The organism is Aureimonas sp. ME7, from assembly GCF_903970965.1.
Lineage (GTDB): Bacteria > Pseudomonadota > Alphaproteobacteria > Rhizobiales > Rhizobiaceae > Aureimonas.
On record NZ_CAJCKW010000002.1, the window covers coordinates 78,064 to 100,551 of the forward strand.

A 22,488-nucleotide genomic window follows, 5' to 3' on the forward strand; every position below is an offset into this window, starting at 1 on the left:
TCATCGTCGAAGCAGATCACCGCGAGCGATCCTTTCGAAGGTGCGCCCAACGCTCCATCCGGTCTGCGATCCGAGCCTCCTCGCCACGACCCGTCGGCTGGTAGAAACTCAAGCGACCCATCGCTTCGGGAAAGTAGTCTTGGCCGGAAAAGGCGTCCGGCGTGTCGTGGTCGTAGGCATATCCATCGCCGTACCCATCCTCCTTCATCAGCTTGGTCGGAGCGTTGAGGATGTGGCGCGGTGGCAGAAGCGAACCATGCTCCTTGGCCGCCCGCATCGCCGCCTTGTAGGCCGTATAGACGGCGTTGGATTTGGGCGCCGTCGCCAGATAGACCGTCGCCTGCGCGAGCGCGAGCTCGCCCTCCGGCGAGCCGAGGTAGTCGAACGCATCCTTCGCCGCGCTCGCCACGAGAAGCGCGCGCGGATCGGCCAGACCGATATTCTCGGACGCCATGCGAACCAGCCGCCGGCCGAGATAAAGCGGGTCCTCGCCGGCATCCAGCATGCGGCAGAGGTAGTAGAGCGCCGCGTCCGGATCGGAGCCGCGCACCGATTTGTGCAGGGCCGAGATCAGGTTGTAGTGCCCGTCCTGCCCCTTGTCGTAGATCGGAGCGCGGCGCTGCACCACGCGCTGCAGCCCCTCGCCGTCCAGCGTCTCGCCTTCGCGCGTCGCACGCCAGACCTCTTCCGCCAGCGTCAGCACGGCGCGCCCGTCCCCGTCCGCCATGCGGATCAGCGCGTCCCTTGCGCCGGGCTCCAGCGGTAGCGGGCGAGCCATCGCCGCCTCGGCCCGCTCCAGAAGGCGCGCGAGGCTTTCCGCATCGTGCGATCGAAAGGTCAGCACGCGGGCGCGAGACAGGAGCGCGGCGTTCAGTTCGAAGGACGGATTTTCCGTCGTCGCTCCGACCAGGACGATCGTCCCATCCTCCATGACAGGAAGGAACGAGTCCTGTTGTGCCCGGTTGAAGCGGTGGATCTCGTCCACGAAGAGAAGTGTCTGTCGGCCATTGGAGCGACGCAAACGCGCCGCCTCGAACACCTTCTTGAGATCGGCGACCCCGGAAAAGATCGCCGAAATCTGCTCGAACGCATAGCCGACGTCGTCGGCCAGAAGCCGCGCAACGGTCGTCTTTCCTGTTCCCGGCGGCCCCCAGAAGATCACCGAGCCGAGGCTTCCGCTGCCGAGCATGCGCGTCAGCACGCCGTCCGCCCCCGTCAGATGCTCCTGCCCGACGACCTCACCGAGGCTCGTCGGCCGTAGGCGCTCCGCCAACGGACCGGTCGCGTCTTTCGCGCGCGGGCGCGACGTCTCCCTTTGGGGAGGCGGCGGGGAGCCGAACAGGTCCGACATGGTCCTTCGCCCGCTCAGCGCACCGATTGAACCAGCCGCTGCCCAGCGCGATCGACCTCGATCCGCCAGCCGCGACGGCTGCTCGCCGCATCGTCTTCGAGTTCCTGCGTCGAAGCGAGGTCCTGCCCGTTCAAGGACACGATGATATCCTTGGGACGAAGCCCCAGCCGGGCCGCCGGCGAATTGCGCACCACACCGGTGACCACGACGCCCGTCGCCGTCTGCGCCATGTCGAGTTCGCCCGCGAGCCGCGGCGACAGGTTGGCGATAGTGGCACCCGCGAAAGGCGTTTCGCCATCCAGAGTGCGTTCGTCGCGTGCCGGCTTCTCCGGTGCGGACGCCAGCGCGATCCGAACATCCTCCCTCTTCCCGCCACTGGCCAGGACTTCGAGGTCCGCCTCGCCGCCGAGCCCAGCCGTCGCCAGTCGGTATCCCAGTGTATCGGGGTTTTCGACCGGGAAGCCGTTCATCGAGAGAATCACGTCGCCCTCCCGCAGCCCCGCGGCGTCGGCCGGTGTGTCGGACCGCACCGCCTGAACCAGAGCGCCGGTCGGGCGCTCGAGCCCCAGCGCTTCCGCGATATCCGCCGTCACCGGCACGAAGCTCGCGCCGATATAGGGCCGCTCGAACGCGCGCCCTTCCTTGGCCGCGGCCGCAAAGGCGCGAACCATGTTGGCGGGGATCGCGAACCCGATCCCGTTCGAGCCGCCGGAGCGGGAAAAGATCGCGGTGTTGACCCCGACCAGTTCGCCGCGCATGTCGATCAGCGCGCCGCCCGAGTTGCCGGGATTGATCGCGGCATCCGTCTGAATGAAATAGCCGACGTCGTTGACGCCGACATGCGTTCTCGCCAGCGCCGACACGATGCCGTTGGTCACGGTCTGGCCGATGCCGAACGGATTGCCGATCGCCAGAACGAGATCGCCGATCTCTGCCGTATCCGAATCCGCGATCACAACGCTCGGGAACGCTTCGTCACTCTCGATCTTCAGAACCGCCAGATCGGCCTGCTCGTCCTTCAGAAGAATTTGCGCGTCGAACTCCCGCCCATCGGCGAGCGCGACACGGACTTCGTCGGCGTCCGCGATCACATGCTGGTTCGTCACCACCAAACCGGACGAATCCACGATCACGCCTGAGCCGAGCGACGATTCGCGTCGGACCCGGTTCTCGCCACGCCCAAAAAATTGCTCGAAGAAGGGATCACCCGCGAACGGGCTGCGCACGGGCACGCGTCGTGCCGCATACACGTTCACCACCGCCGGCGCCGTCTTTCGCACCAGTGGTGCAAAGGTCAGCCGCACCTCCGCTTTCGATCCGGGAACCTGCTCGGCTGGCGCGGCCGGCGCGATGGGTGCCGGAGCCGGTGTCCCTTGGGCGAAACCCGGCGAGGCGATCTGAATGGACGCGAGCAACCCGAGACCCAGCACGCGGCGCGATGCGATCATCAGCTTCATCTTTCGGACGTTGGACTTGTGCGCCGTCTGATATGCTGGCGCTCTGCAACGAAAAAAGGGCCTTGCGGCCCTTTTCTCCATATTCAAGCTTTTCGACGCTCAGCGAGCGACAGTCGTTTCTTCGCTGACGACTGCGGCCGTAGCGGGAAGTTCGGCGGTGGCGTAGCTCGCGGTCAGAATTCCGAAGGCGAACACCGCACCCAGAAGTGTCAGCACAGTACGACGCATCGAGAACTCGCTCGTAGGAGTGAAAGCGGTTCGATTTTCCATGATATCCGTTTAATCCGTCTAAACTCGCCGCGCTGCCCCGTCCGGCGAAAGCCCCATTTGACAAGAAAATGCCACGAACCGAAAAAGGTTGCGGTCGATCTTTCAAGCTTGTGCGGAGCTGCCGTTGCACCACCTATCGCATGGGGTCCGAGCGTCCGCTATCGCTTCGCTGCAACATCCCACAGGATATGAAGGACTGTGTAGAAGCGGGGCGTTTCGCATCGATGTCGTCAAACGCAACCGTTCCGCAACAAACTTTCGGCGAGGTCGAGCGCGGCGGTTCGGGCCGGAATGAAATCGAGACCGAGAAGCTCGCGGGCGGGGGTCGTGTCGACGGTTTTTGCCCGACCGATATCGTCCGCCAGCATGGCGACGCCCGGTGAAAACCGGCCGACCATCCGCAGCAACGACGCGGGGATGCGATGGCGAGGGAGCTTCGCGCGGCGATCGGGATATGCTTCCGACAAGGCAGCCGCCACACCCGGCAGGGTCAGTTCGTCCGGCGCCGCAAGCAGGAAACGACGTCCTGTTACCGGCACGGTCAACGCCCGAACATGCGCCGTCGCCACGTCGCGGACGTCGACCGTTGGAAACGCGATGTCCGGCAAGGCCGGAACCCTACCCCGCAACAATAGGGCCACCAGCTCTGCCGAGGTCCCCAAGCGTTTGTCGAGGACCGGTCCGAACACGAGCCCCGGGTTGATCGTCGATAACGAAAGCCCCGTCTCCCGCGCGACATCCCAGGCAGCTTTTTCCGCCAAGGTTTTCGACCGCGCATAGCTCGACACGGCGCGCGCTTTAGTGTTCGTCCAGTCCGCTTCCGCGAACGAGGAGGCGCGACCGGCGGGGTGCCCGTAAAGAACTGCGGCGACCGACGACGTGACCACTGCCCTCTCCGTTCCCGCCCTTGCCGCTGCTCGCAGGACATACTCCGTTCCCCGCTTGGCGAGGCTGACCAACCCGTCCGCATCGCACGGCGGAATCAAGGGAAAGGGCGAGGCGGTGTGAACGAGGTAGCGGCACCCGCCTGCGGCCTGGAACCAGCCCTCGCCCGAAGACAGATCGGCAAAGGCGAATTCGAGACGGGACGAATCGCCTCCGTGAACTTCGACGACGCTCCGCACCTCGTCGGCCCGTTCCTGGCCGCGCACCGTGCCACGAACCCGCCAGCCCTCCTGCAGGAGACGCAGTACGATGTGTTTGGCGATAAAGCCCGAGGCTCCGGTCACCAGAACGAGATCATCCATCGCCGAACCCTCCGCTTCACACATCAAGCCAATAAAAAAGGGCCCCGGAGGGCCCCTTTTCAATCCATCGAAGAGCGATCAGGCCGCCTCGTCCGCGCCTTCCGCCTCGACGCGAGCGCGATCGGCCGCGCCGCGGGCTTCAGGATCGCGATCGACGAACTCGATGACGGCCAACGGCGCGTTGTCGCCGCGGCGGAAACCGGCCTTCAGCACGCGGCAATAGCCGCCGTTGCGATCGGCGTAGCGCGAAGCCAGCGTGTCGAAGAGCTTGCGAACAGCCGCCTCGTCGCGGATCTGGCTGATGGCCTGCCGGCGAGCGTGCAGATCGCCGCGCTTGCCGAGCGTGATCAGCTTCTCGACGATCGGACGCAAGTCCTTGGCCTTCGGCAGGGTGGTGACGATCTGCTCATGCTCGATGAGCGAGGCCGACATGTTCGCGAACATCGCCTTGCGGTGCTCGTGGGTGCGGTTGAGCTTACGGCCGCTGTTTCCGTGACGCATCGTTCTTGTCCTCAGTCAGTTCCGGCCTCAAGGCCTGGGGTCGGCATCCTCGCATCCCGGACGAAGCCCGGTGCATGTGCCTTTGAATCGTTGGGGTGGTCCAGATCGCCCGCCGTCGGAACGGCGGGCGAAATTCACGCGGAGATCAGTACTGATCCTCGTAACGCTTGGCCAGATCGTCGATGTTCTCTGGCGGCCAGGCGCTGACTTCCATACCAAGGTGTAGGCCCATCGAGGCCAGCACTTCCTTGATCTCGTTCAGCGACTTGCGCCCAAAGTTCGGCGTGCGAAGCATCTCCGCTTCCGTCTTCTGGATCAGGTCGCCGATATAGACGATGTTGTCGTTCTTCAGGCAGTTCGCCGAACGCACCGATAGCTCGAGCTCGTCGACCTTCTTGAGAAGCGCCGGGTTGAACGCGAGCTCGGCGATCTGCTCTTCGGCGCCGCGCACTTCGCGCTGCGGCTCCTCGAAGTTGACGAACACCGAAAGCTGATCCTGCAGGATACGCGCGGCATAAGCCACGGCGTCCTCGCCGCTGATGGACCCGTCGGTGACGATGTCCATGGTCAGCTTGTCCTTGTTCAGGTCCTGCCCCTCGCGGGTGTTCTCGACCTTGTAGGACACCTTCTTCACCGGCGAGAACAGCGCGTCGATCGGAATCAAGCCGATCGGCGCGTCTTCGGCGCGGTTCTGATCGGCGGGGACGTAACCCTTGCCGGTATCGACCGTGAACTCGATGCGAATCTCCGCGCCCTCATCGAGGGTGCAGATTTCGTGCTCGGGGTTCAGGATCTCGATATCGCCGACCGTCTGGATATCGCCGGCCGTCACGACACCCGGGCCGGACTTGCGAAGCACCATGCGCTTCGGGCCGTCGCCCTGCATGCCGATCGAGATTTCCTTCACGTTCAGGACGATGTCCGTCACGTCTTCGCGCACGCCTGCGATCGAGGAGAACTCGTGCAGCACGCCGTCGATCTGCATCGCGGTGACGGCCGCGCCCTGCAGCGAGGAAAGAAGCACGCGGCGCAGCGCGTTACCGAGCGTCAGGCCGAAGCCGCGCTCCAACGGTTCTGCCACCAGCGACGCCTTCGTGCGGCTGCCGCCGCTCTTGAAGACGACCTGATTGGGCTTCGTCAGGTTCTGCCAGTTGCTGGCGATCATGTCGTTTGCCTTTCAGCTACCTCGCCACCATCCAATCGTGGCGATAGGTCTGCAAGGGAAGGATCGGCTTCCCGAATACGGCGAAAGCCGCGCAACCCGGAGGGGCTGCGCGGCAAGTTCTGGAGCGGCCTGAGGCTCAGACGCGGCGCTTCTTGCGCGGGCGAACGCCGTTGTGCGGGATCGGCGTCACGTCGCGGATCGACGTGATCGTGAAGCCCGCAGCCTGGAGAGCGCGAAGGGCAGACTCGCGGCCGGAACCGGGGCCCGACACTTCGACCTCGAGGGTCCGCATGCCGTGCTCCTGCGCCTTCTTGGCGGCGTCCTCGGCGGCGATCTGCGCGGCGAACGGCGTCGACTTGCGCGAACCCTTGAACCCTTGAGCACCGGCCGACGACCAGGCGATCGTGTTGCCCTGCGCGTCGGTGATGGTGATCAGCGTGTTGTTGAAGGACGAGTTCACGTGGGCGACGCCCGAGGTGATGTTCTTGCGCTCGCGGCGACGAACGCGCTGTGCTTCCTTGGCCATTCTCTTCTTCCTTGGATCTCGACACCGCCGTAGTTCCGGCGGCTCCACCCGACGGCAGCATCAGCTACCGTCGAAAACCGATCGAACGCTTCCGAACCCTCGGAAGCCGCTCGCTTACTTCTTCTTGCCGGCGATCGCCTTCGCCGGACCCTTGCGGGTGCGGGCGTTGGTGTGCGTGCGCTGGCCACGGACAGGCAGACCGCGACGATGACGCAGGCCGCGGTAGCAGCCGAGGTCCATCAGACGCTTGATGTTCATCGACGTCTCGCGGCGAAGGTCGCCCTCGACGCGGTAGTCGCGGTCGATGATCTCGCGGATCTGCAGGACTTCAGCGTCGGAGAGATCGTTCACGCGGCGCTCGGCCGCAAGGTTGACCTTCTCCATGATCTCCTGCGCGAAACGCGGGCCGATGCCGTGGATGTACTGAAGCGCAACGACGACGCGCTTGTTGGTGGGAATGTTGACGCCAGCAATACGGGCCAAGATAAGCCTCCTTAGATCGTGGATCCGCCACGATGAAAACGGTAGCCTTATGGAAAGGCAAAACCGAAACATGGAGCGACCGACCACCGTGCCCTCCAAGCGGAGCGGTGTCGATCGCATGATCATTGTCGATTTGGACCGGTCCTTATAAGATTCCGGTCCGGCACGTCAACCACCCGATCGAGGATCAGGCACCGACGCGTTCGCCGAGCACACTCTCGATCTGCGCGGTGACGGCTTCCACGGAGGCCATACCGTCGATCTCGCGAAGCAGGCCTTTGGCGCGGTAGAACGGGGACACCGCTGCGGTCAGCTGCCGGAACTCGCCGAGCCGACGCTTGAAGACTTCCGGCGTATCGTCCTTGCGAACCGGAAGGCCGGCTTCCGCCGTTTCTCGCGCCCGCTTTTCGATACGTTCGACCAGACGCCCCTCATCGACCTGGAATTCGAGAACCGCGTCGATCCGCAGCGAGCGCTCGGCCAGCATCGTGTCCAGCGCGGCCGCTTGGGCCACGGTCCTCGGGAAGCCGTCCAGAATGAATCCCTTGCGAGCGTCGTCCCGGTCGATGCGATCGGCGACGATGCCGATCACGATCTCGTCCGAAACGAGCTGACCGGCGTCCATGACGGCTTGGGCCTTCAACCCGATCTCCGTCCTGTTGGCCACCGCCTCCCGCAACATGTCGCCGGTGGACAGCTGCGGAATTCCGTGATGCTCGACCAGACGTTGCGCCTGAGTCCCCTTCCCCGCCCCCGGGGGTCCCAGCAGAATGACCCTCATCGAGTTCCTCGCCTTCCTCCGCGCAGCTTCGCCTTCTTGACGAGCCCTTCGTATTGATGTGCCAGCAGATGCCCCTGCACTTGCGCAACCGTATCCATCGTGACCGAGACCACGATCAGCAGCGAGGTGCCGCCGAGGTAGAACGGAATGCCGGCCGCCGAAATCAGAATTTCGGGAAGCAGGCAGATCAACACGAGATAGATCGCTCCGACAACCGTGATCCGGGTCAGAACGTAGTCGATATAGTCCGCGGTCCGCTCGCCCGGGCGAATGCCCGGAATGAAGCCGCCATGCTTCTTCAAATTGTCGGCGGTGTCCTTCGGATTGAAGACGATCGCCGTATAGAAGAAAGCGAAGAACGCGATCATACCGGCGTACAGCGCCATGTAGAGCGGACGGCCGTGCCCCAGCGACGCGATGATGGTCGTCGCCCAGGACGGCAGTGTGCTCGTGTCGGCGAAGTTCGCGATCGTCACGGGCAGCAGCAGGAGCGACGAGGCAAAGATCGGCGGAATGACGCCCGCCGTGTTGAGCTTCAGCGGCAGATGCGACGTGTCGCCCTGGAACATCCGGTTCCCGACCTGACGCTTGGGATACTGGATGAGCAGCCTCCGCTGCGCCCGCTCGAAGAACACGACGCCGGCGATGCAAAGCGCGACGACGATCGCAACGAGCGCAATGATCGTCGTGGAAAGCGCGCCCGTCCGTCCGAGCTCCAGAAGGTTGGCGAGCGCCGAGGGCAGGTTGGCGGCGATACCGGCGAAGATGATCAGCGAAATGCCGTTGCCGATGCCACGGGCGGTGATCTGCTCACCGAGCCACATCATGAACATCGTCCCGCCCACCAGCGTGATGACGCTCGACAGGATGAAGAACGTGCCGGGATTGGTGACGATGTTGCTCGTGGACTGAAGGCCCGCCGCGATACCGTAGGCCTGCACGGTCGCCAGCAGCACCGTGCCGTAGCGGGTGTACTGGTTGATGACCTTCCGGCCCGCCTCGCCTTCCTTCTTCAAGGTCTCGAGCGAAGGGATCACCGACGTCATCAGCTGAATGATGATGGATGCGGAGATATACGGCATGATCCCGAGCGCGAAGATCGCCATACGTCCCACGGCACCGCCGGCGAACATGTTGAACAGTCCGAGGATGCCGGTGGACTGCTGATGAAACGCCTGCGCTAGCGCGTCTGGATCGATACCGGGCATGGGAATGTACGTGCCCAGCCGATACACGAGAAGCGCGCCCAGCGTGAACCAGATCCGCTTCTTCAGATCTTCGGCCTTGGAAAAGGCGGCGAAGTTCAGATTTGCGGCAAGTTGTTCCGCGGCCGATGCCATATCTGCACTCTCTTCGGGTGAACCGTTGCGGCGCAATCCGACGGCCGCGAGGGTCGCGTCGACGATTCCGTTCCGCACGAATGATTATCTAGAACGACCTATGGCGACGAAATACAAGACAAATCGGCATCAAGGCATGCCCCGGATACGGAAAAAGCCGCCCCTGTAAGGGAGCGGCTTTCGTTCGTTTCGACGAAGGCCTGTTCGAATCAGGCTTCCGCTTCGGCCTTCTGCGGCACGCTCAGCGTTCCACCGGCCTTTTCGACCTTCTCGATAGCCGAGCGCGAAGCACCGGCGGCAACGATGGTCAGCTTGGCGGAGACTTCGCCGTCACCAAGAACACGAACACCGTCCAGAACGCGGCGGACGAGCCCAGCCGACTTCAGCGCCGTCACGTCGATCGTGGCGGAGCCGTCCAGCTTGCCGGCCTCAATCGCCTTGCTGATGCGATCCAGCGAGACGACGTTGTAGTCCTTGGCGAAGATGTTGACGAAGCCGCGCTTCGGCAGGCGCCGGTAGAGCGGCATCTGACCGCCCTCGAAGCCGTTGATGGCGACGCCCGAACGGGCCTTCTGACCTTTGACGCCTCGCCCGCCGGTCTTGCCGGAGCCCGAGCCGATGCCGCGACCCAGACGCTTGCGCGAATGCGTGGCGCCGTCCTTGTCGGCGATCTCGTTGAGTTTCATCTCGATGACTCCCGGCTTACTGGCCGTCGACGACGCGGACGAGGTGGCTGACCTTGGCGATCATGCCACGAACCGAAGGCGTATCCTCCAGCGTCCGTACGCGGTGCAACTTGTTGAGGCCCAGCCCGATCAGCGTCGCGCGCTGATCGCCCGGACGGCGGATAGGGCTTCCGATCTGCTCGACGGTGACCGTCTTGCCCTGGTTGTTCTCAGCCATATGTCGGCTCCTTCGATCTGGGACGATGGACTGCAAGCTCGCTCGAGAAGCAAGTTCGCCGATCCGATCAGTCCTCCGCACCCACCAGGTCGCGACGGCGAGCCTGAAGCGTCGAATACTTCAGCCCACGACGCGCTGCCACGTCCTTGGGATGCATCTGACCCTTCAGCGCGTCGAACGTCGCGCGGACCATGTTGTACGGGTTCGAGGAACCCAGCGACTTGGCGACGACGTCATGCATGCCGACCGCTTCGAACACGGCGCGCATCGGACCGCCGGCGATGATGCCGGTACCAGCTTCCGCCGTGCGAAGGATAACCTTGCCGGCGCCGTGGCGACCATGCACGTCGTGGTGAAGCGTACGGCCGTCGCGCAGCGGCACGAAGATCAGGTCGCGCTTGGCGGCTTCCGTCGCCTTGCGGATTGCCTCCGGCACTTCGCGCGCCTTGCCGTGGCCGAAGCCGACGCGGCCCTTCAGATCACCGACGACGACGAGAGCGGCGAAGCCGAAGCGACGACCACCCTTCACCACCTTGGCGACACGATTGATGTGAACCAGCTTGTCGACGAAACCGTCATCCCGCTCTTCGCGGTCGTTCCGTTCGTTACGAGGCGCCATATCCTGTTCCTTGTTTTTTTCCGGAGGCGTCTGAGAATGCGTGCGCTGAGCGCACGCGGCTTAAAGCACGACACGGCCGGCGAGAAAACCCGCCGGACCGCGAAACGTGCTGGAGACCGACGGGCTCGAAGCCAGATCGATCAGAAGTTCAGGCCACCCTCGCGGGCGGAGTCGGCGAGCGCCTTGACGCGGCCGTGGTAGATGAACGAGCCGCGATCGAACACGACATCGGTCACACCCGCTTCCTTGGCGCGCTCGGCAACGAGCTTGCCGACGGCAGCGGCGGCCGCCGTGTCGGCGCCCGTCTTCAGGCTGTCGCGCAGATCGGCCTCAAGCGTCGAAGCGGCGGCCAGCGTGCGGCCTGCGACGTCGTCGATGACCTGAGCGTAGATGTTCTTGGAAGAGCGGTGAACGGACAGGCGCGGACGCCCGTTCGCAACCGCCTTGAGAGTGCGGCGAACGCGGGATGCGCGGCGCCGGAGGAGTTCCTTCTGCGTAGCCATATCCCGGACCTTACTTCTTCTTGCCTTCCTTACGGACGATCTTCTCGCCCGCGTACTTCACGCCCTTGCCCTTGTAGGGCTCGGGACCGCGATACTCGCGGATCTCCGCCGCAACCTGGCCGACCTGCTGCTTGTCGATCCCGGTCACCACGATTTCCGTCGGACGCGGGACTGCAATCTGGATACCTTCCGGCACCTGATAAACGACGTCGTGGCTGAAACCGAGAGCCAGCTGGAGGTTCTTCCCCTGCATGGCCGCACGGTAGCCGACGCCGCTGATTTCGAGACGCTTCTCGAAACCGTCCTTCACGCCTGAAAGGATGTTCACGATCATCGTGCGGGACATGCCCCACTTCGAGCGCGCAGCCTTCGATTCGTCTCGCGGATCGACCTTGATCGATCCGTCTTCCAGCTTGACCAGCACTTCGTCGTTGACGACGAAGGAAAGCTCGCCCTTCGGGCCCTTAGCCCGGACCGTCTGACCGTCGACCGAGGCGGTGACACCGCTCGGAACGGCGACGGGCTTCTTGCCAATACGTGACATCGTAGACCCTGTCCGTTTGTCGTTCGAGACTTCTCGATGCCGCGTCAGAAGACGCGGCAGAGAATCTCGCCACCGACGTTCTGTTCGCGAGCGGCGTGATCCGCCATGACACCCTTAGGAGTGGAGAGCACCGAGATGCCCAGCCCGTTGGCGACATGAGGAATGGTCTTCGCCGACACGTAGACGCGGCGGCCCGGCTTGGAAACGCGGGCGATCTCGCGGATGACCGGAGCGCCCTCGTAGTACTTGAGCTCGATGTTGAACTCGGCCGTGCCGTTCTCGAACTTTGTCTCCGTGTACCCGCGGATGTAGCCCTCGTCCTTCAGGACGTCGAGCACGCGGGCACGCAGCTTGGAGGCCGGAGTCGCGACGGTGGACTTGCTCCGCATCGTAGCGTTGCGGATGCGGGTCAGCATATCGCCGAGGGGATCGGAAAGTGCCATGATTCAGCCTCCTTACCAGCTCGACTTGACGACGCCGGGGACCTGCCCCGAGTTGCCGAGGTCACGAAGCGCGATACGGCTCATCTTGAGCTTGCGATAGTAGGCGCGCGGACGACCGGTCACCTCGCAACGGTTGCGCACGCGCACCTTCGCGGAGTTGCGGGGAAGCTCGGCGAGCTGGAGCTGAGCGCGGAAGCGCTCCTCCATCGTGGCTTCCTGATTGGTCGTCACAGCCTTCAGCGCTTCGCGCTTGGCCGCATACTTCGCAACCAGCTTCTGCCGGCGCTTGTTCTTCTCGATGGCGCTCTTCTTGGCCATAATCTATCCTTTCGCCTGCCGTTACTGGCGGAACGGGAAGTTGAGCGCCTTCAAAAGGGCCCGAGCTTCGTCGTCGGTCTTCGCCGTCGTACACACGATGATGTCCATGCCCCACATCTGATCAACCTTGTCGTAGTTGATTTCGGGGAACACGATGTGCTCCTTCAGACCCATGGCGAAATTGCCACGGCCGTCGAAGCTCTTGGGGTTGAGGCCGCGGAAGTCGCGCACGCGGGGCAGAGCGATCTGCACCAGGCGATCCACGAACTCGTACATCCGGTCCTTGCGAAGGGTGACCTTCGCGCCGATCGGCATGTTCTCGCGCACCTTGAACCCGGCGATCGAGTTGCGGGCGCGGGTGATGACAGGCTTCTGACCGGCGATCTTCGCCAGATCTTCCGCCGCAACCGTGGGCTTCTTCGAGTCGCCGGTGGCTTCACCAACGCCCATGTTGATCACGATCTTATCGAGGCGCGGGACCTGCATCTCGTTCGAGTAGTTGAACTGCTCGAGGAGCGCCTTGCGGATCTCACTGTTGTAGACGCCTTTCAGCCGAGGCGTATAGCTGGTCTCAGCCATCGATCTGTTCTCCGGAACGCTTGGCGAAACGCACCTTCTTCGCGCTCTCGCCTTCGCCGACAACCTTGAAACCGACGCGGGTCGGCTTGCCATCCTTCGGGTCGGCGACCGAGAGGTTCGAGAGGTGGATGGTCGCTTCCTTCGAAACGATTCCGGCTTCCTGGCTGGCCGTCTGCTTCTGGTGACGCTTCACCAGATTGACGCCCTGGACGAGCGCGCGCTCTTCCTTCGGGATGACCTGGAGCACCTTGCCGGTACGCCCCTTGTCCTTGCCGGCCAACACGACGACGTTGTCGCCTTTCTTGATCTTCTGCATCGATCCGGCTCCTTACAGAACTTCCGGCGCCAGGGAAATGATCTTCATGTGGTTCCGACCACGCAGCTCGCGCGGCACGGGACCGAAGATACGCGTACCCACCGGCTCCTTCTTGTTGTCGATCAGGACCGCAGCGTTGCGGTCGAAGCGGATCACGGAGCCGTCCGCGCGACGAATGTCCTTGGCCGTGCGAACCACGACCGCCTTCATCACGTCACCCTTCTTCACGCGGCCGCGCGGAATGGCCTCCTTGATGGAAACGACGATGATGTCGCCCACCGAGGCATACTTCCGCTTCGAGCCGCCCAGCACCTTGATGCACATGACACGACGTGCGCCGGAATTGTCCGCCACGTCGAGGTTTGTTTGCATCTGAATCATGTCAGGCCGCCTTCAAATCACGAGCAGTCGGGGAGCGCAGGATCATGCGCTGCACCCGACCTGTTATTCACTGAGCCGAAGCCGTGGAGGCGACGACGATCCAAGTCTTGTCCTTCGAGATCGGCTTGGTCTCCTCGATGGAGACGGTGTCGCCGACCTTGTACTGGTTGGACTCGTCGTGCGCCTTGTACTTCTTGGACCGACGAACGGTCTTCTTGAAGAGCGGATGCGTGAAGCGACGCTCCACGAGCACGACGACCGTCTTGTCATTCTTATCGGAGACCACGGTCCCCTGCAAAACGCGTTTCGGCATAGTTGACTACCTTCAGGCCTTGGCCGTGCCGGCCTTCTGGCGGGCAATGGTCTTGATCCGGGCGATGTCGCGGCGGACTTCCTTGACGCGCGACGTGTTCTCGAGCTGGCCGGTGGCGCGCTGGAAGCGCAGGTTGAACTGCTCCTTCTTCAGCTTGCCAAGCTCGCTCGTGAGCTCGTCCTGCGTCTTCGTGGTGAGATCGGAGGCTTTCATGGAAACTTCCCCTTACTCAGCGATGCGCTGGATGAAACGGGTACGGATCGGCAGCTTGGCAGCACCCAGACGAAGCGCCTCGCGGGCGACGTCCTCGGCCACACCGTCGATCTCGAACATGATGCGGCCCGGAGCGACGCGGGCCGCCCAGTACTCGATCGCGCCCTTACCCTTACCCATACGCACTTCGGTCGGCTTGGCCGTGACCGGAAGATCCGGGAAGATCCGGATCCAGACACGCCCCTGGCGCTTCATCTGACGCGTGATCGCGCGGCGAGCCGCCTCGATCTGGCGAGCCGTCACCCGCTCGGGTTCCAGGGCCTTGAGGCCGAAGGTCCCGAAGCTGAGCAACGAGCCGCCCTTAGCGTTTCCGTGAATGCGTCCCTTGAACGCCTTCCGGAATTTGGTTCGCTTTGGTTGCAACATCTCAATCTACTCCAGAACTTCGCCTATCAGGCGTGCTCGCGATCGCGCTCGCGACGCCGATTGCCGCTACCGCTGCCCGACGCGTCACCCTCGACCGCACGACGCTCCGAAGCCATCGGATCGTGCTCAAGGATCTCGCCCTTGAAGATCCAGACCTTCACGCCGCAAACGCCGTACGCCGTATGGGCTTCCGCCGTTCCATAGTCAACATCCGCACGCAGCGTATGCAGGGGAACGCGGCCCTCGCGGTACCATTCCATACGGGCAATTTCCGCACCGCCCAGACGACCGCCGCAATTGATGCGGATGCCTTCCGCGCCGAGGCGCATCGCCGACTGAACGGCACGCTTCATGGCGCGACGGAACGCGATACGACGCTCCAGCTGCTGCGCGATCGACTGAGCGACCAGCGTGGCGTCCGTCTCGGGCTTGCGGACCTCGACGATGTTGATGTGCGTCTCGGCGTTGGTCATCGCGGAGAGCTTCTTGCGAAGCTTCTCGATGTCCGCACCCTTCTTGCCGATCACGATACCCGGGCGCGCCGAGTGGATCGAGATCCGGCACTTCTTGTGCGGACGCTCGATGACGATCTTGGAGACCGCCGCCTGCTTCAGCTCGTTCAGGAGGTACTTGCGGATCGCAAGATCCTCGTGGAGCAGCTGACCGTACTCACCGGTATTCGCGAACCAACGCGAATCCCAGGTGCGGTTGATGCCGAGGCGCAAACCGATCGGATTGACTTTCTGACCCATTATGCAGCCTCCTCTTCGGCCTTCTCGCGCACGATGATCGTGAGGTGCGAGAACGGCTTCTCCACGCGGCTTGCACGACCACGACCACGAGCGTGGAAACGCTTCATGGTGATCGACTTGCCGACGAACGCCTCGGCGACGACCAGGGCGTCGACGTCGAGATCGTGATTGTTCTCGGCGTTCGCGATGGCACTTTCCAGCGTCTTCTTCACCGTCTCGGCGATCCGCTTGCGCGAGAACGTCAGATCGGCAAGCGCGCGATCGACCTTCTTGCCGCGGATCAGCTGAGCGACGAGGTTCAGTTTCTGCGGGCTGACGCGGATCGTACGGGCGACTGCTTTCGCCTCGTTGTCCTTCAGCGCGCGCTCGGCCTTGGCCTTGCCCATTGTTACTTCCTCTTCGCCTTCTTGTCGGCGCCGTGGCCGTAATAGGTGCGGGTCGGGGAGAATTCGCCGAACTTATGTCCGACCATGTCCTCGTTGACCGAGACCGGGATGTGCTTGTTGCCGTTGTAGACGCCGAACGTCAGACCGACGAACTGCGGCAGGATCGTGGAACGACGGCTCCAGATCTTGATGACTTCGTTGCGACCGCCGGAGCGGACCTTTTCGGCCTTCTTCAGCAGGTAGCCATCAACGAACGGACCTTTCCAGACTGAACGTGTCATGGAGTGTTTCCCTTACTTCTTGCGCTGATGGCGCGAGCGCGCAATGAACTTGTCGGTCGCCTTGTTCTGGCGCGTGCGCTTGCCCTTCGTCGGCTTGCCCCAGGGCGTGACCGGATGACGGCCACCCGAGGTGCGACCTTCACCACCACCGTGCGGGTGATCGACCGGGTTCATCGCGACGCCGCGAACGTGCGGGCGACGCCCGAGCCAGACCGAGCGACCGGCCTTGCCGAGGTTGATGTTGCCGTGGTCCGGGTTGGACACGGCACCGACCGTCGCAAAGCACGAACCCGAAACGAGGCGCTGCTCGCCCGAGTTCAGGCGAAGGATCGCCATGCCCTGATCGCGACCGACGAGCTGCGCGTAGGCGCCAGCCGAACGAGCGATCTGGCCGCCCTTCATCGGCTTCATCTCCACATTGTGGATGATGGTGCCGACCGGCATCGCCGAAAGCGGCATCGCGTTGCCCGGCTTGACATCGACGCCGCTGAGGCCCGCGACGATCTTGTCGCCGGCGGCCAGACGCTGCGGCGCCAGGATGTAGGCAACCTCGCCGTCCTCGTAGCGGATCAGCGCGATGAAGGCGGTACGGTTCGGATCGTACTCGAGACGCTCAACCGTTCCGACGACGTCCAGCTTGCGACGCTTGAAGTCGATGATGCGGTAGGTGCGCTTGTGACCACCGCCCTGGTAGCGGGCTGTGATGCGACCGGTGTTGTTGCGGCCGCCCTTCTGCGTCAGGCCTTCGGTCAACTGCTTGACCGGCTTGCCCTTCCAGAGTGCGGAGCGGTCGACGAGCACCAGCTGACGGGTGCTTGGGGTGACCGGCTTGAAGTTTTTCAGTGCCATGATCTTCTATCCTCGCAGCCAGCCGTCAGAGACCGGTCGAGACGTCGATGGACTGGCCTTCGGCCAGCGTCACGATCGCCTTCTTCTGATCGCTTTGACGGCCCGGACGACCGCGGAACCGCCGCACCTTGCCCTTGCGGACGAGGGTGTTGACGGCCGTGACCTTGACGCCGAACAAGGACTCCACGGCCGCCTTGATCTGCGGCTTTGTGGCGGTCTTCGCTACGTTGAAGATCACTTGATTGAACTCGGAAACCAGCGTCGACTTCTCGGTGATGACCGGGCTGGTGATGACGTCGTAATGGCGCAGGTCGCTCATTTGAAGCGCTCCTCGAGAGCCTCGACGGCAGCCTTCGACAGGACAAGCGTCTGACGGCGCAGGATGTCGTAAACGTTGATGCCCTGAATGGGCAGAACGTCGATGTTCGGAATGTTGCGAGCCGAACGAGCGAAGTTCTCGTTGAGCTGCGCACCGCCGATGATCAGCGCGTTCGTCAGGCCGAGGCCCGCGAACTGTGCCACCACAGCCTTGGTCTTGCCTTCCGACACCAGGTCGTCGACGACGATCAGGCCGCCGGACTTCGCCTTGGACGAAAGAGCGTGACGCAGAGCCAGCGCGCGGAGCTTCTTCGGCAGATCGTGAGCATGGCTACGCGACACCGGGCCGTGGGCCTTGCCACCGCCGCGGAACTGCGGAGCGCGAGCCGAACCGTGACGGGCGCGACCGGTGCCCTTCTGCTTGTAGAGCTTGGCACCCGTGCGAGCGATCTCGGCGCGGCCAAGTGTCTGGTGCGTGCCCTGCTGACGCTTGGCAAGCTGGTAGCGAACCATGCGCTGCAGAATGTCTTCGCGCGGCTCGAGGCCGAAGATCTCGTCGGCGAGGGTGACCGACCCGGCGTCGCCGCCGGCAAGGGTCTTGATTGCGATATCCATTACTCAGCTCCCTCGGAAGCGGCCGAAGCGCCGTTGTTGGCAGCCTGGCGAAGTGCCGCCGGCTTGGGCGCGTTCTCGGGCAGCTTCGCCTTCACGGCGTCGCGCACGTAGATCCAGCCGCCCTTGGAACCCGGAACCGCGCCGCGGATCAGGAGGAGACCCTTCTCGGCGTCCGTGCGGACGACTTCGAGATTCTGCGTGGTCACGCGGGTCTGACCCATGTGGCCAGCCATCTTCTTGTTCTTGAAGACCTTGCCCGGATCCTGGCGCTGACCGGTCGAACCGTGCGAGCGGTGCGAAACCGAAACACCGTGCGTGGCGCGAAGACCGCCGAAGTTATGGCGCTTCATGACGCCCGCGAAGCCCTTACCAATCGAGGTGCCGGTGACGTCCACCAGCTGACCGGCGACGAAGTGCTCGGCGGTGATCTCGGCGCCGACGTCCACGAGGTTGTCCTCGGAAACACGGAACTCGGCGACCTTGCGCTTGGGCTCGACGGAGGCCTGTGCGAAGACACCGCGAAGGGCCTTCGACGTGTTCTTCACCTTGGCAAGCCCGACGCCGAGCTGCACGGCTGTGTAGCCGTTCTTTTCCTGGGTCCGCTGACCGACGACCTGGAGGTTCTCGATCTTCAAAACCGTCACCGGCACATGTTCCCCGGCATCGTTGTAGATGCGGGTCATGCCGACTTTCTGTGCAATGACACCTGAACGCATATGTCGTTCTTCCTTCAGAGGAGCCTTAGGGGCTTATCCACCCGGTCGGCTCATGGTCGCTCGTTAGAGCTTGATCTCGACGTCGACGCCTGCGGCGAGGTCGAGCTTCATCAGTGCATCCACCGTCTGCGGGGTGGGATCCACGATATCCAGGAGGCGCTTGTGGGTGCGCATCTCGAACTGCTCCCGGGACTTCTTGTCCACGTGCGGCGAGCGGTTCACCGTAAACTTCTCGATGCGCGTCGGCAGCGGGATCGGCCCGCGCACATTCGCGCCAGTACGCTTTGCCGTCGATACGATCTCGCGGGTGGAGGCATCGAGGACTCGGTGGTCGAACGCCTTCAGGCGGATGCGGATATTCTGGCCGTTCATTGCATTCGTCCTCTCGTCGGAGCCATGCCGGAGATCCGGCGCTTTCCGAGCGCTAAACAGTCTTCATCCACTTGAAACAAAACGCCCATGGAAGGGCGCTTGAACCGGCCTATAAGGCCATCGGAGCGCGACGGCTAGTCCCGTCGCGCTCCGAAGTCGATATTTACTCGACGATGGACGCCACGATGCCGGCGCCGACGGTGCGGCCGCCCTCGCGGATGGCGAAGCGCAGCTTCTCTTCCATCGCGATCGGAACGATCAGCTTGACGTCCATCGTCACGTTGTCGCCCGGCATCACCATCTCGGTGCCCTCGGGAAGCGTGACCACGCCCGTCACGTCCGTCGTGCGGAAGTAGAACTGCGGACGGTAGTTCGTGAAGAACGGCGTATGACGGCCACCCTCTTCCTTCGTCAGGATGTAGGCTTCCGCCATGAAGCGCGTGTGCGGCTTCACCGAACCCGGCTTGCACAGAACCTGACCGCGCTCCACGCCTTCACGGTCCACGCCGCGAACGAGAGCCCCGATGTTGTCGCCCGCCTGGCCCTGGTCCAGAAGCTTGCGGAACATCTCGACGCCCGTCACCGTCGTCTTCTTGTTGTCGCGGATGCCGACGATCTCGACTTCCTCGCCCACCTTCACGATGCCGCGCTCCACACGGCCCGTCACCACCGTGCCGCGGCCCGAGATCGAGAACACGTCCTCGATCGGCATCAGGAACGGCTGGTCGATCGGACGCTCCGGCGTCGGGATGTAGGCGTCCACTTCCTTCATCAGCTGACGCACCGCGTCCTCGCCGATCGTCTTGTCCGAATCCTCGAGCGCGGCCAGCGCCGAACCCTTGACGATCGGAATGTCGTCGCCCGGGAAGTCGTAGGAGGACAGAAGCTCGCGAACCTCGAGCTCGACGAGCTCCAGAAGCTCGGCGTCGTCGACCTGGTCCACCTTGTTCAGGAACACCACGATCGCGGGAACGCCGACCTGACGGGCCAGAAGGATGTGCTCGCGCGTCTGCGGCATCGGGCCGTCGGCCGCCGAACAAACGAGAATCGCCCCGTCCATCTGCGCTGCGCCCGTGATCATGTTCTTCACGTAGTCGGCGTGCCCGGGGCAGTCGACGTGGGCGTAGTGACGCGCTTCCGTCTCGTACTCCACATGCGCCGTCGAGATCGTGATGCCGCGCGCCTTCTCCTCCGGCGCCGCGTCGATCTGGTCGTACGCACGGAACTCGCCGAAGTACTTCGTGATCGCCGCCGTCAGCGACGTCTTCCCGTGATCAACGTGACCAATCGTCCCGATGTTCACATGCGGCTTCGTACGCTCGAATTTCGATTTCGCCATGATAGGCTCTCCAATTCAATTCGCCCAAACGGGCTTCAGAGGGGTGTGCCGAGGCCGGAAGGCCTCAGGCGTACTTCTTCTGGATTTCTTCCGCGACCTGGTTCGGAACCTGCTCGTAGTGGTCGAACTGCATCGTGTACTGCGCGCGGCCCTGGCTCATCGAGCGAAGCGTGTTCACGTAGCCGAACATGTTCGCCAGAGGCACCATCGCGTTCACGACCGTCGCGATACCGCGAGCTTCCGTGCCCTGGATCTGACCGCGACGCGAGTTCAGATCGCCGATCACGTCACCGACGTAATCTTCCGGTGTCACGACCTCGACCTTCATGATCGGCTCGAGGAGCTTCGGACCGGCCTTCTGGATGGCTTCGCGGAAACCGGCGCGCGAGGCGATTTCGAAGGCAAGAACCGACGAGTCGACATCGTGGTAGGCGCCGTCGAGGAGCTCGGCCTTGATGTCCACCATCGGGAAGCCCGCCAGAGGACCAGAAGTCATCACCGACTGGATGCCCTTCTGGACACCCGGGATGTATTCCTTCGGAACCGCGCCGCCGATGATCTTCGACTCGAACACGAAGCCCGTCGTGGCCTCGCCCGGCTCGATATGGATCTTGATGCGGGCGAACTGGCCCGTACCACCGGTCTGCTTCTTGTGCGTGTAGTCGACGTCGGCACCACGCGTGATCGTCTCGCGGTAGGCCACCTGCGGAGCGCCGATGTTCGCCTCGACCTTGAACTCGCGCTTCATGCGATCGACAAGAATGTCGAGGTGAAGCTCGCCCATGCCGGCGATGATCGTCTGCCCCGACTCCTCGTCCGTCTTAACGCGAAACGAAGGATCTTCGGCAGCGAGGCGATTGAGCGCGAGGCCCATCTTTTCCTGGTCGCCCTTGGTCTTCGGCTCGATCGCGATCTCGATGACCGGATCGGGGAATTCCATGCGCTCGAGGATGACCGGCTTCAGCGGATCGCAGAGCGTGTCACCCGTGGTGACTTCCTTGAGGCCAGCCAGAGCGACGATGTCGCCGGCATAGGCCTCTTCGATGTCCTCGCGCGAGTTGGAGTGCATCTGCAGCATACGCCCGATGCGCTCCTTCTTCTCCTTTACCGTGTTCTGGACGCCGGTACCCTTGGAGAGCTTGCCGGAGTAGATGCGGCAGAAGGTGAGCGAACCGACGAACGGATCGTTCATGATCTTGAACGCGAGCATCGACAGAGGCTCTTCGTCCGACGACACGCGGGTGGTCTCACCCTCGGTCTTCGGATCGATACCCTTGATGGCGGGGACATCGACGGGCGACGGCAGGAACTCGACGACGCCGTCAAGAAGTGGCTGCACGCCCTTGTTCTTGAAGGCCGAGCCGCAGAAGATCGGCGTGAAGGTCACCTCGCAGGTGCCCTTGCGGATCAGCGCACGAAGCTGATCGTTGTCGGGCATGTTGCCCTCGAGGTAGGCTTCCATCGCCGCCTCGTCGACCTCGACGGCCGTCTCGATCATTTGCTCGCGGTATTCGTTGGCGCGGTCCACGAGATCGGCGGGGATCTCGACCACGTCCCACTTCGCGCCGAGGCTTTCGTCACGCCACACGAGCGCGTTCATCTCGATGAGATCGACGACGCCCTTGAACTCGTTCTCGGCGCCGATCGGCAGCTGGACGACGATCGGCTTCGCACCGAGACGCGTCTTCACCATCTCGACACAGCGGTAGAAGTCGGCGCCGGTCTTGTCCATCTTGTTGACGAACATCATGCGCGGCACGTGATACTTGTCGGCCTGGCGCCAGACGGTCTCCGTCTGCGGCTCCACGCCAGCATTCGCGTCGAGAAGCGCGATCGCACCGTCGAGCACGCGCAAGCTGCGCTCGACCTCGATCGTGAAGTCGACGTGTCCCGGGGTGTCGATGATATTGAAACGACGCTTCTTACCGTCGCGACCTTCCCAGAAGGTGGTGGTCGCAGCGGACGTGATCGTAATGCCGCGCTCCTGCTCCTGCTCCATCCAGTCCATGGTCGCGGCGCCGTCGTGGACTTCGCCGATCTTGTGGGACTTGCCGGTGTAGTAGAGGATACGCTCGGTCGTGGTGGTCTTGCCGGCATCGATGTGGGCCATGATGCCGAAATTGCGGTAGTCTTCGATCTTATATTCGCGGGCCATGGGGCGTCGCCTTTCGAACGAGTGGG

At 63.4% G+C, this 22,488-nt stretch carries 33 protein-coding genes; all 33 read right to left on the bottom strand.

Translation table 11 applies throughout. The features are described 5' to 3' along the window. Positions 1-16: 16 nt before the first annotated feature. The 33 genes from H7A85_RS03765 to fusA all read right to left on the bottom strand — a co-directional run bounded on the left by H7A85_RS03765 (position 17) and on the right by fusA (position 22,462). A complete protein-coding gene (locus tag H7A85_RS03765; RefSeq protein WP_182084575.1) occupies positions 17-1,351 on the bottom strand; it encodes a replication-associated recombination protein A in 1,335 nt (444 codons plus the stop codon). Positions 1,352-1,365: 14 nt separating this feature from the next. Then, complete coding sequence (locus tag H7A85_RS03770; RefSeq protein ID WP_244630986.1) at positions 1,366-2,796, bottom strand: Do family serine endopeptidase; 1,431 nt, start codon at positions 2,794-2,796, stop codon at positions 1,366-1,368. Between the two features lie 111 nt (positions 2,797-2,907). After that, positions 2,908-3,036, bottom strand: coding sequence for a hypothetical protein (locus H7A85_RS20985; RefSeq protein ID WP_280514902.1), 129 nt, complete (start codon positions 3,034-3,036; stop codon positions 2,908-2,910). A 272-nt stretch (positions 3,037-3,308) separates the two neighbouring features. Continuing rightward, entirely contained in the window at positions 3,309-4,325 is a 1,017-nt protein-coding gene (locus H7A85_RS03775; protein ID WP_182084577.1) for an NAD-dependent epimerase/dehydratase family protein, read from the bottom strand. A gap of 78 nt (positions 4,326-4,403) precedes the next feature. Further along, the gene (gene rplQ, locus H7A85_RS03780) at positions 4,404-4,826 is read right to left on the bottom strand and encodes a 50S ribosomal protein L17 (protein ID WP_182084578.1); all 423 of its coding nucleotides are present in this window, start codon (positions 4,824-4,826) and stop codon (positions 4,404-4,406) included. A gap of 145 nt (positions 4,827-4,971) precedes the next feature. Next, the gene (locus tag H7A85_RS03785; protein ID WP_182084579.1) at positions 4,972-5,991 is read right to left on the bottom strand and encodes a DNA-directed RNA polymerase subunit alpha; all 1,020 of its coding nucleotides are present in this window, start codon (positions 5,989-5,991) and stop codon (positions 4,972-4,974) included. Between the two features lie 136 nt (positions 5,992-6,127). Beyond that, positions 6,128-6,517: a 30S ribosomal protein S11 gene (rpsK, locus tag H7A85_RS03790; RefSeq protein ID WP_039192607.1), complete on the bottom strand. Its 390-nt coding sequence runs from the start codon at positions 6,515-6,517 to the stop codon at positions 6,128-6,130. Positions 6,518-6,631: 114 nt separating this feature from the next. Next, positions 6,632-7,000 carry a 30S ribosomal protein S13 gene (rpsM, locus tag H7A85_RS03795; protein WP_182084580.1) on the bottom strand — a complete coding sequence of 123 codons (369 nt, stop codon included), beginning with the start codon at positions 6,998-7,000 and terminating at the stop codon, positions 6,632-6,634. A 187-nt stretch (positions 7,001-7,187) separates the two neighbouring features. After that, positions 7,188-7,781, bottom strand: a complete 594-nt coding sequence (locus H7A85_RS03800) for an adenylate kinase (RefSeq protein WP_182084581.1) — start codon at positions 7,779-7,781, stop codon at positions 7,188-7,190. Further along, positions 7,778-9,121 carry a preprotein translocase subunit SecY gene (gene secY, locus H7A85_RS03805; RefSeq protein ID WP_182084582.1) on the bottom strand — a complete coding sequence of 448 codons (1,344 nt, stop codon included), beginning with the start codon at positions 9,119-9,121 and terminating at the stop codon, positions 7,778-7,780. The genes H7A85_RS03800 and secY overlap by 4 nt, the downstream gene beginning before the upstream one ends. A 209-nt stretch (positions 9,122-9,330) precedes the next feature. After that, positions 9,331-9,807, bottom strand: a complete 477-nt coding sequence (rplO, locus tag H7A85_RS03810) for a 50S ribosomal protein L15 (protein ID WP_182084583.1) — start codon at positions 9,805-9,807, stop codon at positions 9,331-9,333. Between the two features lie 16 nt (positions 9,808-9,823). Then, positions 9,824-10,024 (bottom strand): 50S ribosomal protein L30, encoded by a 201-nt coding sequence (gene rpmD, locus H7A85_RS03815; RefSeq protein WP_182084584.1) that lies wholly within the window; start codon positions 10,022-10,024, stop codon positions 9,824-9,826. A gap of 67 nt (positions 10,025-10,091) precedes the next feature. After that, positions 10,092-10,643, bottom strand: coding sequence for a 30S ribosomal protein S5 (gene rpsE / locus H7A85_RS03820; RefSeq protein ID WP_182084585.1), 552 nt, complete (start codon positions 10,641-10,643; stop codon positions 10,092-10,094). 140 nt (positions 10,644-10,783) lie between these two features. Further along, on the bottom strand, positions 10,784-11,146 hold the full coding sequence (gene rplR, locus H7A85_RS03825) for a 50S ribosomal protein L18 (RefSeq protein ID WP_182084586.1): 363 nt from the start codon (positions 11,144-11,146) through the stop codon (positions 10,784-10,786). Between the two features lie 10 nt (positions 11,147-11,156). Further along, positions 11,157-11,690, bottom strand: coding sequence for a 50S ribosomal protein L6 (gene rplF, locus H7A85_RS03830; protein ID WP_182084587.1), 534 nt, complete (start codon positions 11,688-11,690; stop codon positions 11,157-11,159). A gap of 44 nt (positions 11,691-11,734) precedes the next feature. Further along, positions 11,735-12,133, bottom strand: coding sequence for a 30S ribosomal protein S8 (rpsH, locus tag H7A85_RS03835; protein WP_182084588.1), 399 nt, complete (start codon positions 12,131-12,133; stop codon positions 11,735-11,737). A gap of 12 nt (positions 12,134-12,145) precedes the next feature. Then, on the bottom strand, positions 12,146-12,451 hold the full coding sequence (gene rpsN / locus H7A85_RS03840) for a 30S ribosomal protein S14 (RefSeq protein WP_182084589.1): 306 nt from the start codon (positions 12,449-12,451) through the stop codon (positions 12,146-12,148). A gap of 21 nt (positions 12,452-12,472) precedes the next feature. Further along, entirely contained in the window at positions 12,473-13,030 is a 558-nt protein-coding gene (rplE, locus tag H7A85_RS03845) for a 50S ribosomal protein L5 (protein WP_182084590.1), read from the bottom strand. Next, positions 13,023-13,346 (bottom strand): 50S ribosomal protein L24, encoded by a 324-nt coding sequence (gene rplX / locus H7A85_RS03850; RefSeq protein WP_182084591.1) that lies wholly within the window; start codon positions 13,344-13,346, stop codon positions 13,023-13,025. Before rplX ends, rplE begins: the two co-directional genes overlap by 8 nt. A gap of 12 nt (positions 13,347-13,358) precedes the next feature. Then, positions 13,359-13,727 carry a 50S ribosomal protein L14 gene (gene rplN / locus H7A85_RS03855; RefSeq protein ID WP_056504767.1) on the bottom strand — a complete coding sequence of 123 codons (369 nt, stop codon included), beginning with the start codon at positions 13,725-13,727 and terminating at the stop codon, positions 13,359-13,361. Positions 13,728-13,794: 67 nt separating this feature from the next. Continuing rightward, the gene (rpsQ, locus tag H7A85_RS03860; RefSeq protein WP_182084592.1) at positions 13,795-14,040 is read right to left on the bottom strand and encodes a 30S ribosomal protein S17; all 246 of its coding nucleotides are present in this window, start codon (positions 14,038-14,040) and stop codon (positions 13,795-13,797) included. A gap of 12 nt (positions 14,041-14,052) precedes the next feature. Then, a complete protein-coding gene (gene rpmC / locus H7A85_RS03865; protein WP_182084593.1) occupies positions 14,053-14,253 on the bottom strand; it encodes a 50S ribosomal protein L29 in 201 nt (66 codons plus the stop codon). Positions 14,254-14,265: 12 nt separating this feature from the next. After that, on the bottom strand, positions 14,266-14,679 hold the full coding sequence (gene rplP, locus H7A85_RS03870; protein WP_182084594.1) for a 50S ribosomal protein L16: 414 nt from the start codon (positions 14,677-14,679) through the stop codon (positions 14,266-14,268). A gap of 26 nt (positions 14,680-14,705) precedes the next feature. Further along, on the bottom strand, positions 14,706-15,431 hold the full coding sequence (gene rpsC, locus H7A85_RS03875; RefSeq protein WP_182084595.1) for a 30S ribosomal protein S3: 726 nt from the start codon (positions 15,429-15,431) through the stop codon (positions 14,706-14,708). Further along, on the bottom strand, positions 15,431-15,817 hold the full coding sequence (gene rplV / locus H7A85_RS03880) for a 50S ribosomal protein L22 (RefSeq protein ID WP_182084596.1): 387 nt from the start codon (positions 15,815-15,817) through the stop codon (positions 15,431-15,433). The genes rpsC and rplV overlap by 1 nt, the downstream gene beginning before the upstream one ends. A 2-nt stretch (positions 15,818-15,819) precedes the next feature. Then, positions 15,820-16,098, bottom strand: a complete 279-nt coding sequence (gene rpsS / locus H7A85_RS03885) for a 30S ribosomal protein S19 (RefSeq protein WP_061936381.1) — start codon at positions 16,096-16,098, stop codon at positions 15,820-15,822. A 12-nt stretch (positions 16,099-16,110) separates the two neighbouring features. After that, entirely contained in the window at positions 16,111-16,947 is an 837-nt protein-coding gene (gene rplB / locus H7A85_RS03890) for a 50S ribosomal protein L2 (RefSeq protein ID WP_182084597.1), read from the bottom strand. Between the two features lie 25 nt (positions 16,948-16,972). Further along, the gene (locus tag H7A85_RS03895) at positions 16,973-17,266 is read right to left on the bottom strand and encodes a 50S ribosomal protein L23 (protein WP_182084598.1); all 294 of its coding nucleotides are present in this window, start codon (positions 17,264-17,266) and stop codon (positions 16,973-16,975) included. Next, entirely contained in the window at positions 17,263-17,880 is a 618-nt protein-coding gene (gene rplD / locus H7A85_RS03900) for a 50S ribosomal protein L4 (RefSeq protein ID WP_182084599.1), read from the bottom strand. Before rplD ends, H7A85_RS03895 begins: the two co-directional genes overlap by 4 nt. Continuing rightward, positions 17,880-18,596: a 50S ribosomal protein L3 gene (rplC, locus tag H7A85_RS03905; protein WP_182084600.1), complete on the bottom strand. Its 717-nt coding sequence runs from the start codon at positions 18,594-18,596 to the stop codon at positions 17,880-17,882. The genes rplD and rplC overlap by 1 nt, the downstream gene beginning before the upstream one ends. A 63-nt stretch (positions 18,597-18,659) precedes the next feature. Continuing rightward, positions 18,660-18,968, bottom strand: a complete 309-nt coding sequence (rpsJ, locus tag H7A85_RS03910) for a 30S ribosomal protein S10 (RefSeq protein ID WP_006205468.1) — start codon at positions 18,966-18,968, stop codon at positions 18,660-18,662. Between the two features lie 163 nt (positions 18,969-19,131). Then, on the bottom strand, positions 19,132-20,307 hold the full coding sequence (gene tuf / locus H7A85_RS03915; RefSeq protein WP_182084601.1) for an elongation factor Tu: 1,176 nt from the start codon (positions 20,305-20,307) through the stop codon (positions 19,132-19,134). Positions 20,308-20,371: 64 nt separating this feature from the next. Next, positions 20,372-22,462, bottom strand: a complete 2,091-nt coding sequence (fusA, locus tag H7A85_RS03920; RefSeq protein ID WP_182084602.1) for an elongation factor G — start codon at positions 22,460-22,462, stop codon at positions 20,372-20,374. Between the last annotated feature and the right edge of the window lie 26 nt (positions 22,463-22,488).

Coding starts and splice junctions, on each gene's coding strand:
- rpsJ (WP_006205468.1), bottom strand. CDS start 18,968: ATGAACGGCCAGAATATCCGCATCCGCCTGAAGGCGTTCGACCACCGA.
- H7A85_RS03800 (WP_182084581.1), bottom strand. CDS start 7,781: ATGAGGGTCATTCTGCTGGGACCCCCGGGGGCGGGGAAGGGGACTCAG.
- rplR (WP_182084586.1), bottom strand. CDS start 11,146: ATGGCTACGCAGAAGGAACTCCTCCGGCGCCGCGCATCCCGCGTTCGC.
- rplB (WP_182084597.1), bottom strand. CDS start 16,947: ATGGCACTGAAAAACTTCAAGCCGGTCACCCCAAGCACCCGTCAGCTG.
- H7A85_RS03785 (WP_182084579.1), bottom strand. CDS start 5,991: ATGATCGCCAGCAACTGGCAGAACCTGACGAAGCCCAATCAGGTCGTC.
- H7A85_RS03765 (WP_182084575.1), bottom strand. CDS start 1,351: ATGTCGGACCTGTTCGGCTCCCCGCCGCCTCCCCAAAGGGAGACGTCG.
- H7A85_RS03775 (WP_182084577.1), bottom strand. CDS start 4,325: ATGGATGATCTCGTTCTGGTGACCGGAGCCTCGGGCTTTATCGCCAAA.
- rplQ (WP_182084578.1), bottom strand. CDS start 4,826: ATGCGTCACGGAAACAGCGGCCGTAAGCTCAACCGCACCCACGAGCAC.
- rplP (WP_182084594.1), bottom strand. CDS start 14,679: ATGTTGCAACCAAAGCGAACCAAATTCCGGAAGGCGTTCAAGGGACGC.
- rpmD (WP_182084584.1), bottom strand. CDS start 10,024: ATGGCTGAGAACAACCAGGGCAAGACGGTCACCGTCGAGCAGATCGGA.
- fusA (WP_182084602.1), bottom strand. CDS start 22,462: ATGGCCCGCGAATATAAGATCGAAGACTACCGCAATTTCGGCATCATG.
- H7A85_RS20985 (WP_280514902.1), bottom strand. CDS start 3,036: ATGCGTCGTACTGTGCTGACACTTCTGGGTGCGGTGTTCGCCTTCGGA.
- tuf (WP_182084601.1), bottom strand. CDS start 20,307: ATGGCGAAATCGAAATTCGAGCGTACGAAGCCGCATGTGAACATCGGG.
- rplE (WP_182084590.1), bottom strand. CDS start 13,030: ATGGCTGAGACCAGCTATACGCCTCGGCTGAAAGGCGTCTACAACAGT.
- rpsQ (WP_182084592.1), bottom strand. CDS start 14,040: ATGCCGAAACGCGTTTTGCAGGGGACCGTGGTCTCCGATAAGAATGAC.
- rplN (WP_056504767.1), bottom strand. CDS start 13,727: ATGATTCAGATGCAAACAAACCTCGACGTGGCGGACAATTCCGGCGCA.
- rpsH (WP_182084588.1), bottom strand. CDS start 12,133: ATGGCACTTTCCGATCCCCTCGGCGATATGCTGACCCGCATCCGCAAC.
- rplF (WP_182084587.1), bottom strand. CDS start 11,690: ATGTCACGTATTGGCAAGAAGCCCGTCGCCGTTCCGAGCGGTGTCACC.
- rplX (WP_182084591.1), bottom strand. CDS start 13,346: ATGCAGAAGATCAAGAAAGGCGACAACGTCGTCGTGTTGGCCGGCAAG.
- rplC (WP_182084600.1), bottom strand. CDS start 18,596: ATGCGTTCAGGTGTCATTGCACAGAAAGTCGGCATGACCCGCATCTAC.
- rplV (WP_182084596.1), bottom strand. CDS start 15,817: ATGGGCAAGGCCAAGGCCGAGCGCGCGCTGAAGGACAACGAGGCGAAA.
- rpsC (WP_182084595.1), bottom strand. CDS start 15,431: ATGGGTCAGAAAGTCAATCCGATCGGTTTGCGCCTCGGCATCAACCGC.
- secY (WP_182084582.1), bottom strand. CDS start 9,121: ATGGCATCGGCCGCGGAACAACTTGCCGCAAATCTGAACTTCGCCGCC.
- rplO (WP_182084583.1), bottom strand. CDS start 9,807: ATGAAACTCAACGAGATCGCCGACAAGGACGGCGCCACGCATTCGCGC.
- rpsK (WP_039192607.1), bottom strand. CDS start 6,517: ATGGCCAAGGAAGCACAGCGCGTTCGTCGCCGCGAGCGCAAGAACATC.
- rpmC (WP_182084593.1), bottom strand. CDS start 14,253: ATGAAAGCCTCCGATCTCACCACGAAGACGCAGGACGAGCTCACGAGC.
- rpsE (WP_182084585.1), bottom strand. CDS start 10,643: ATGGCGCCTCGTAACGAACGGAACGACCGCGAAGAGCGGGATGACGGT.
- rpsN (WP_182084589.1), bottom strand. CDS start 12,451: ATGGCCAAGAAGAGCGCCATCGAGAAGAACAAGCGCCGGCAGAAGCTG.
- rpsS (WP_061936381.1), bottom strand. CDS start 16,098: ATGACACGTTCAGTCTGGAAAGGTCCGTTCGTTGATGGCTACCTGCTG.
- rplD (WP_182084599.1), bottom strand. CDS start 17,880: ATGGATATCGCAATCAAGACCCTTGCCGGCGGCGACGCCGGGTCGGTC.
- H7A85_RS03895 (WP_182084598.1), bottom strand. CDS start 17,266: ATGAGCGACCTGCGCCATTACGACGTCATCACCAGCCCGGTCATCACC.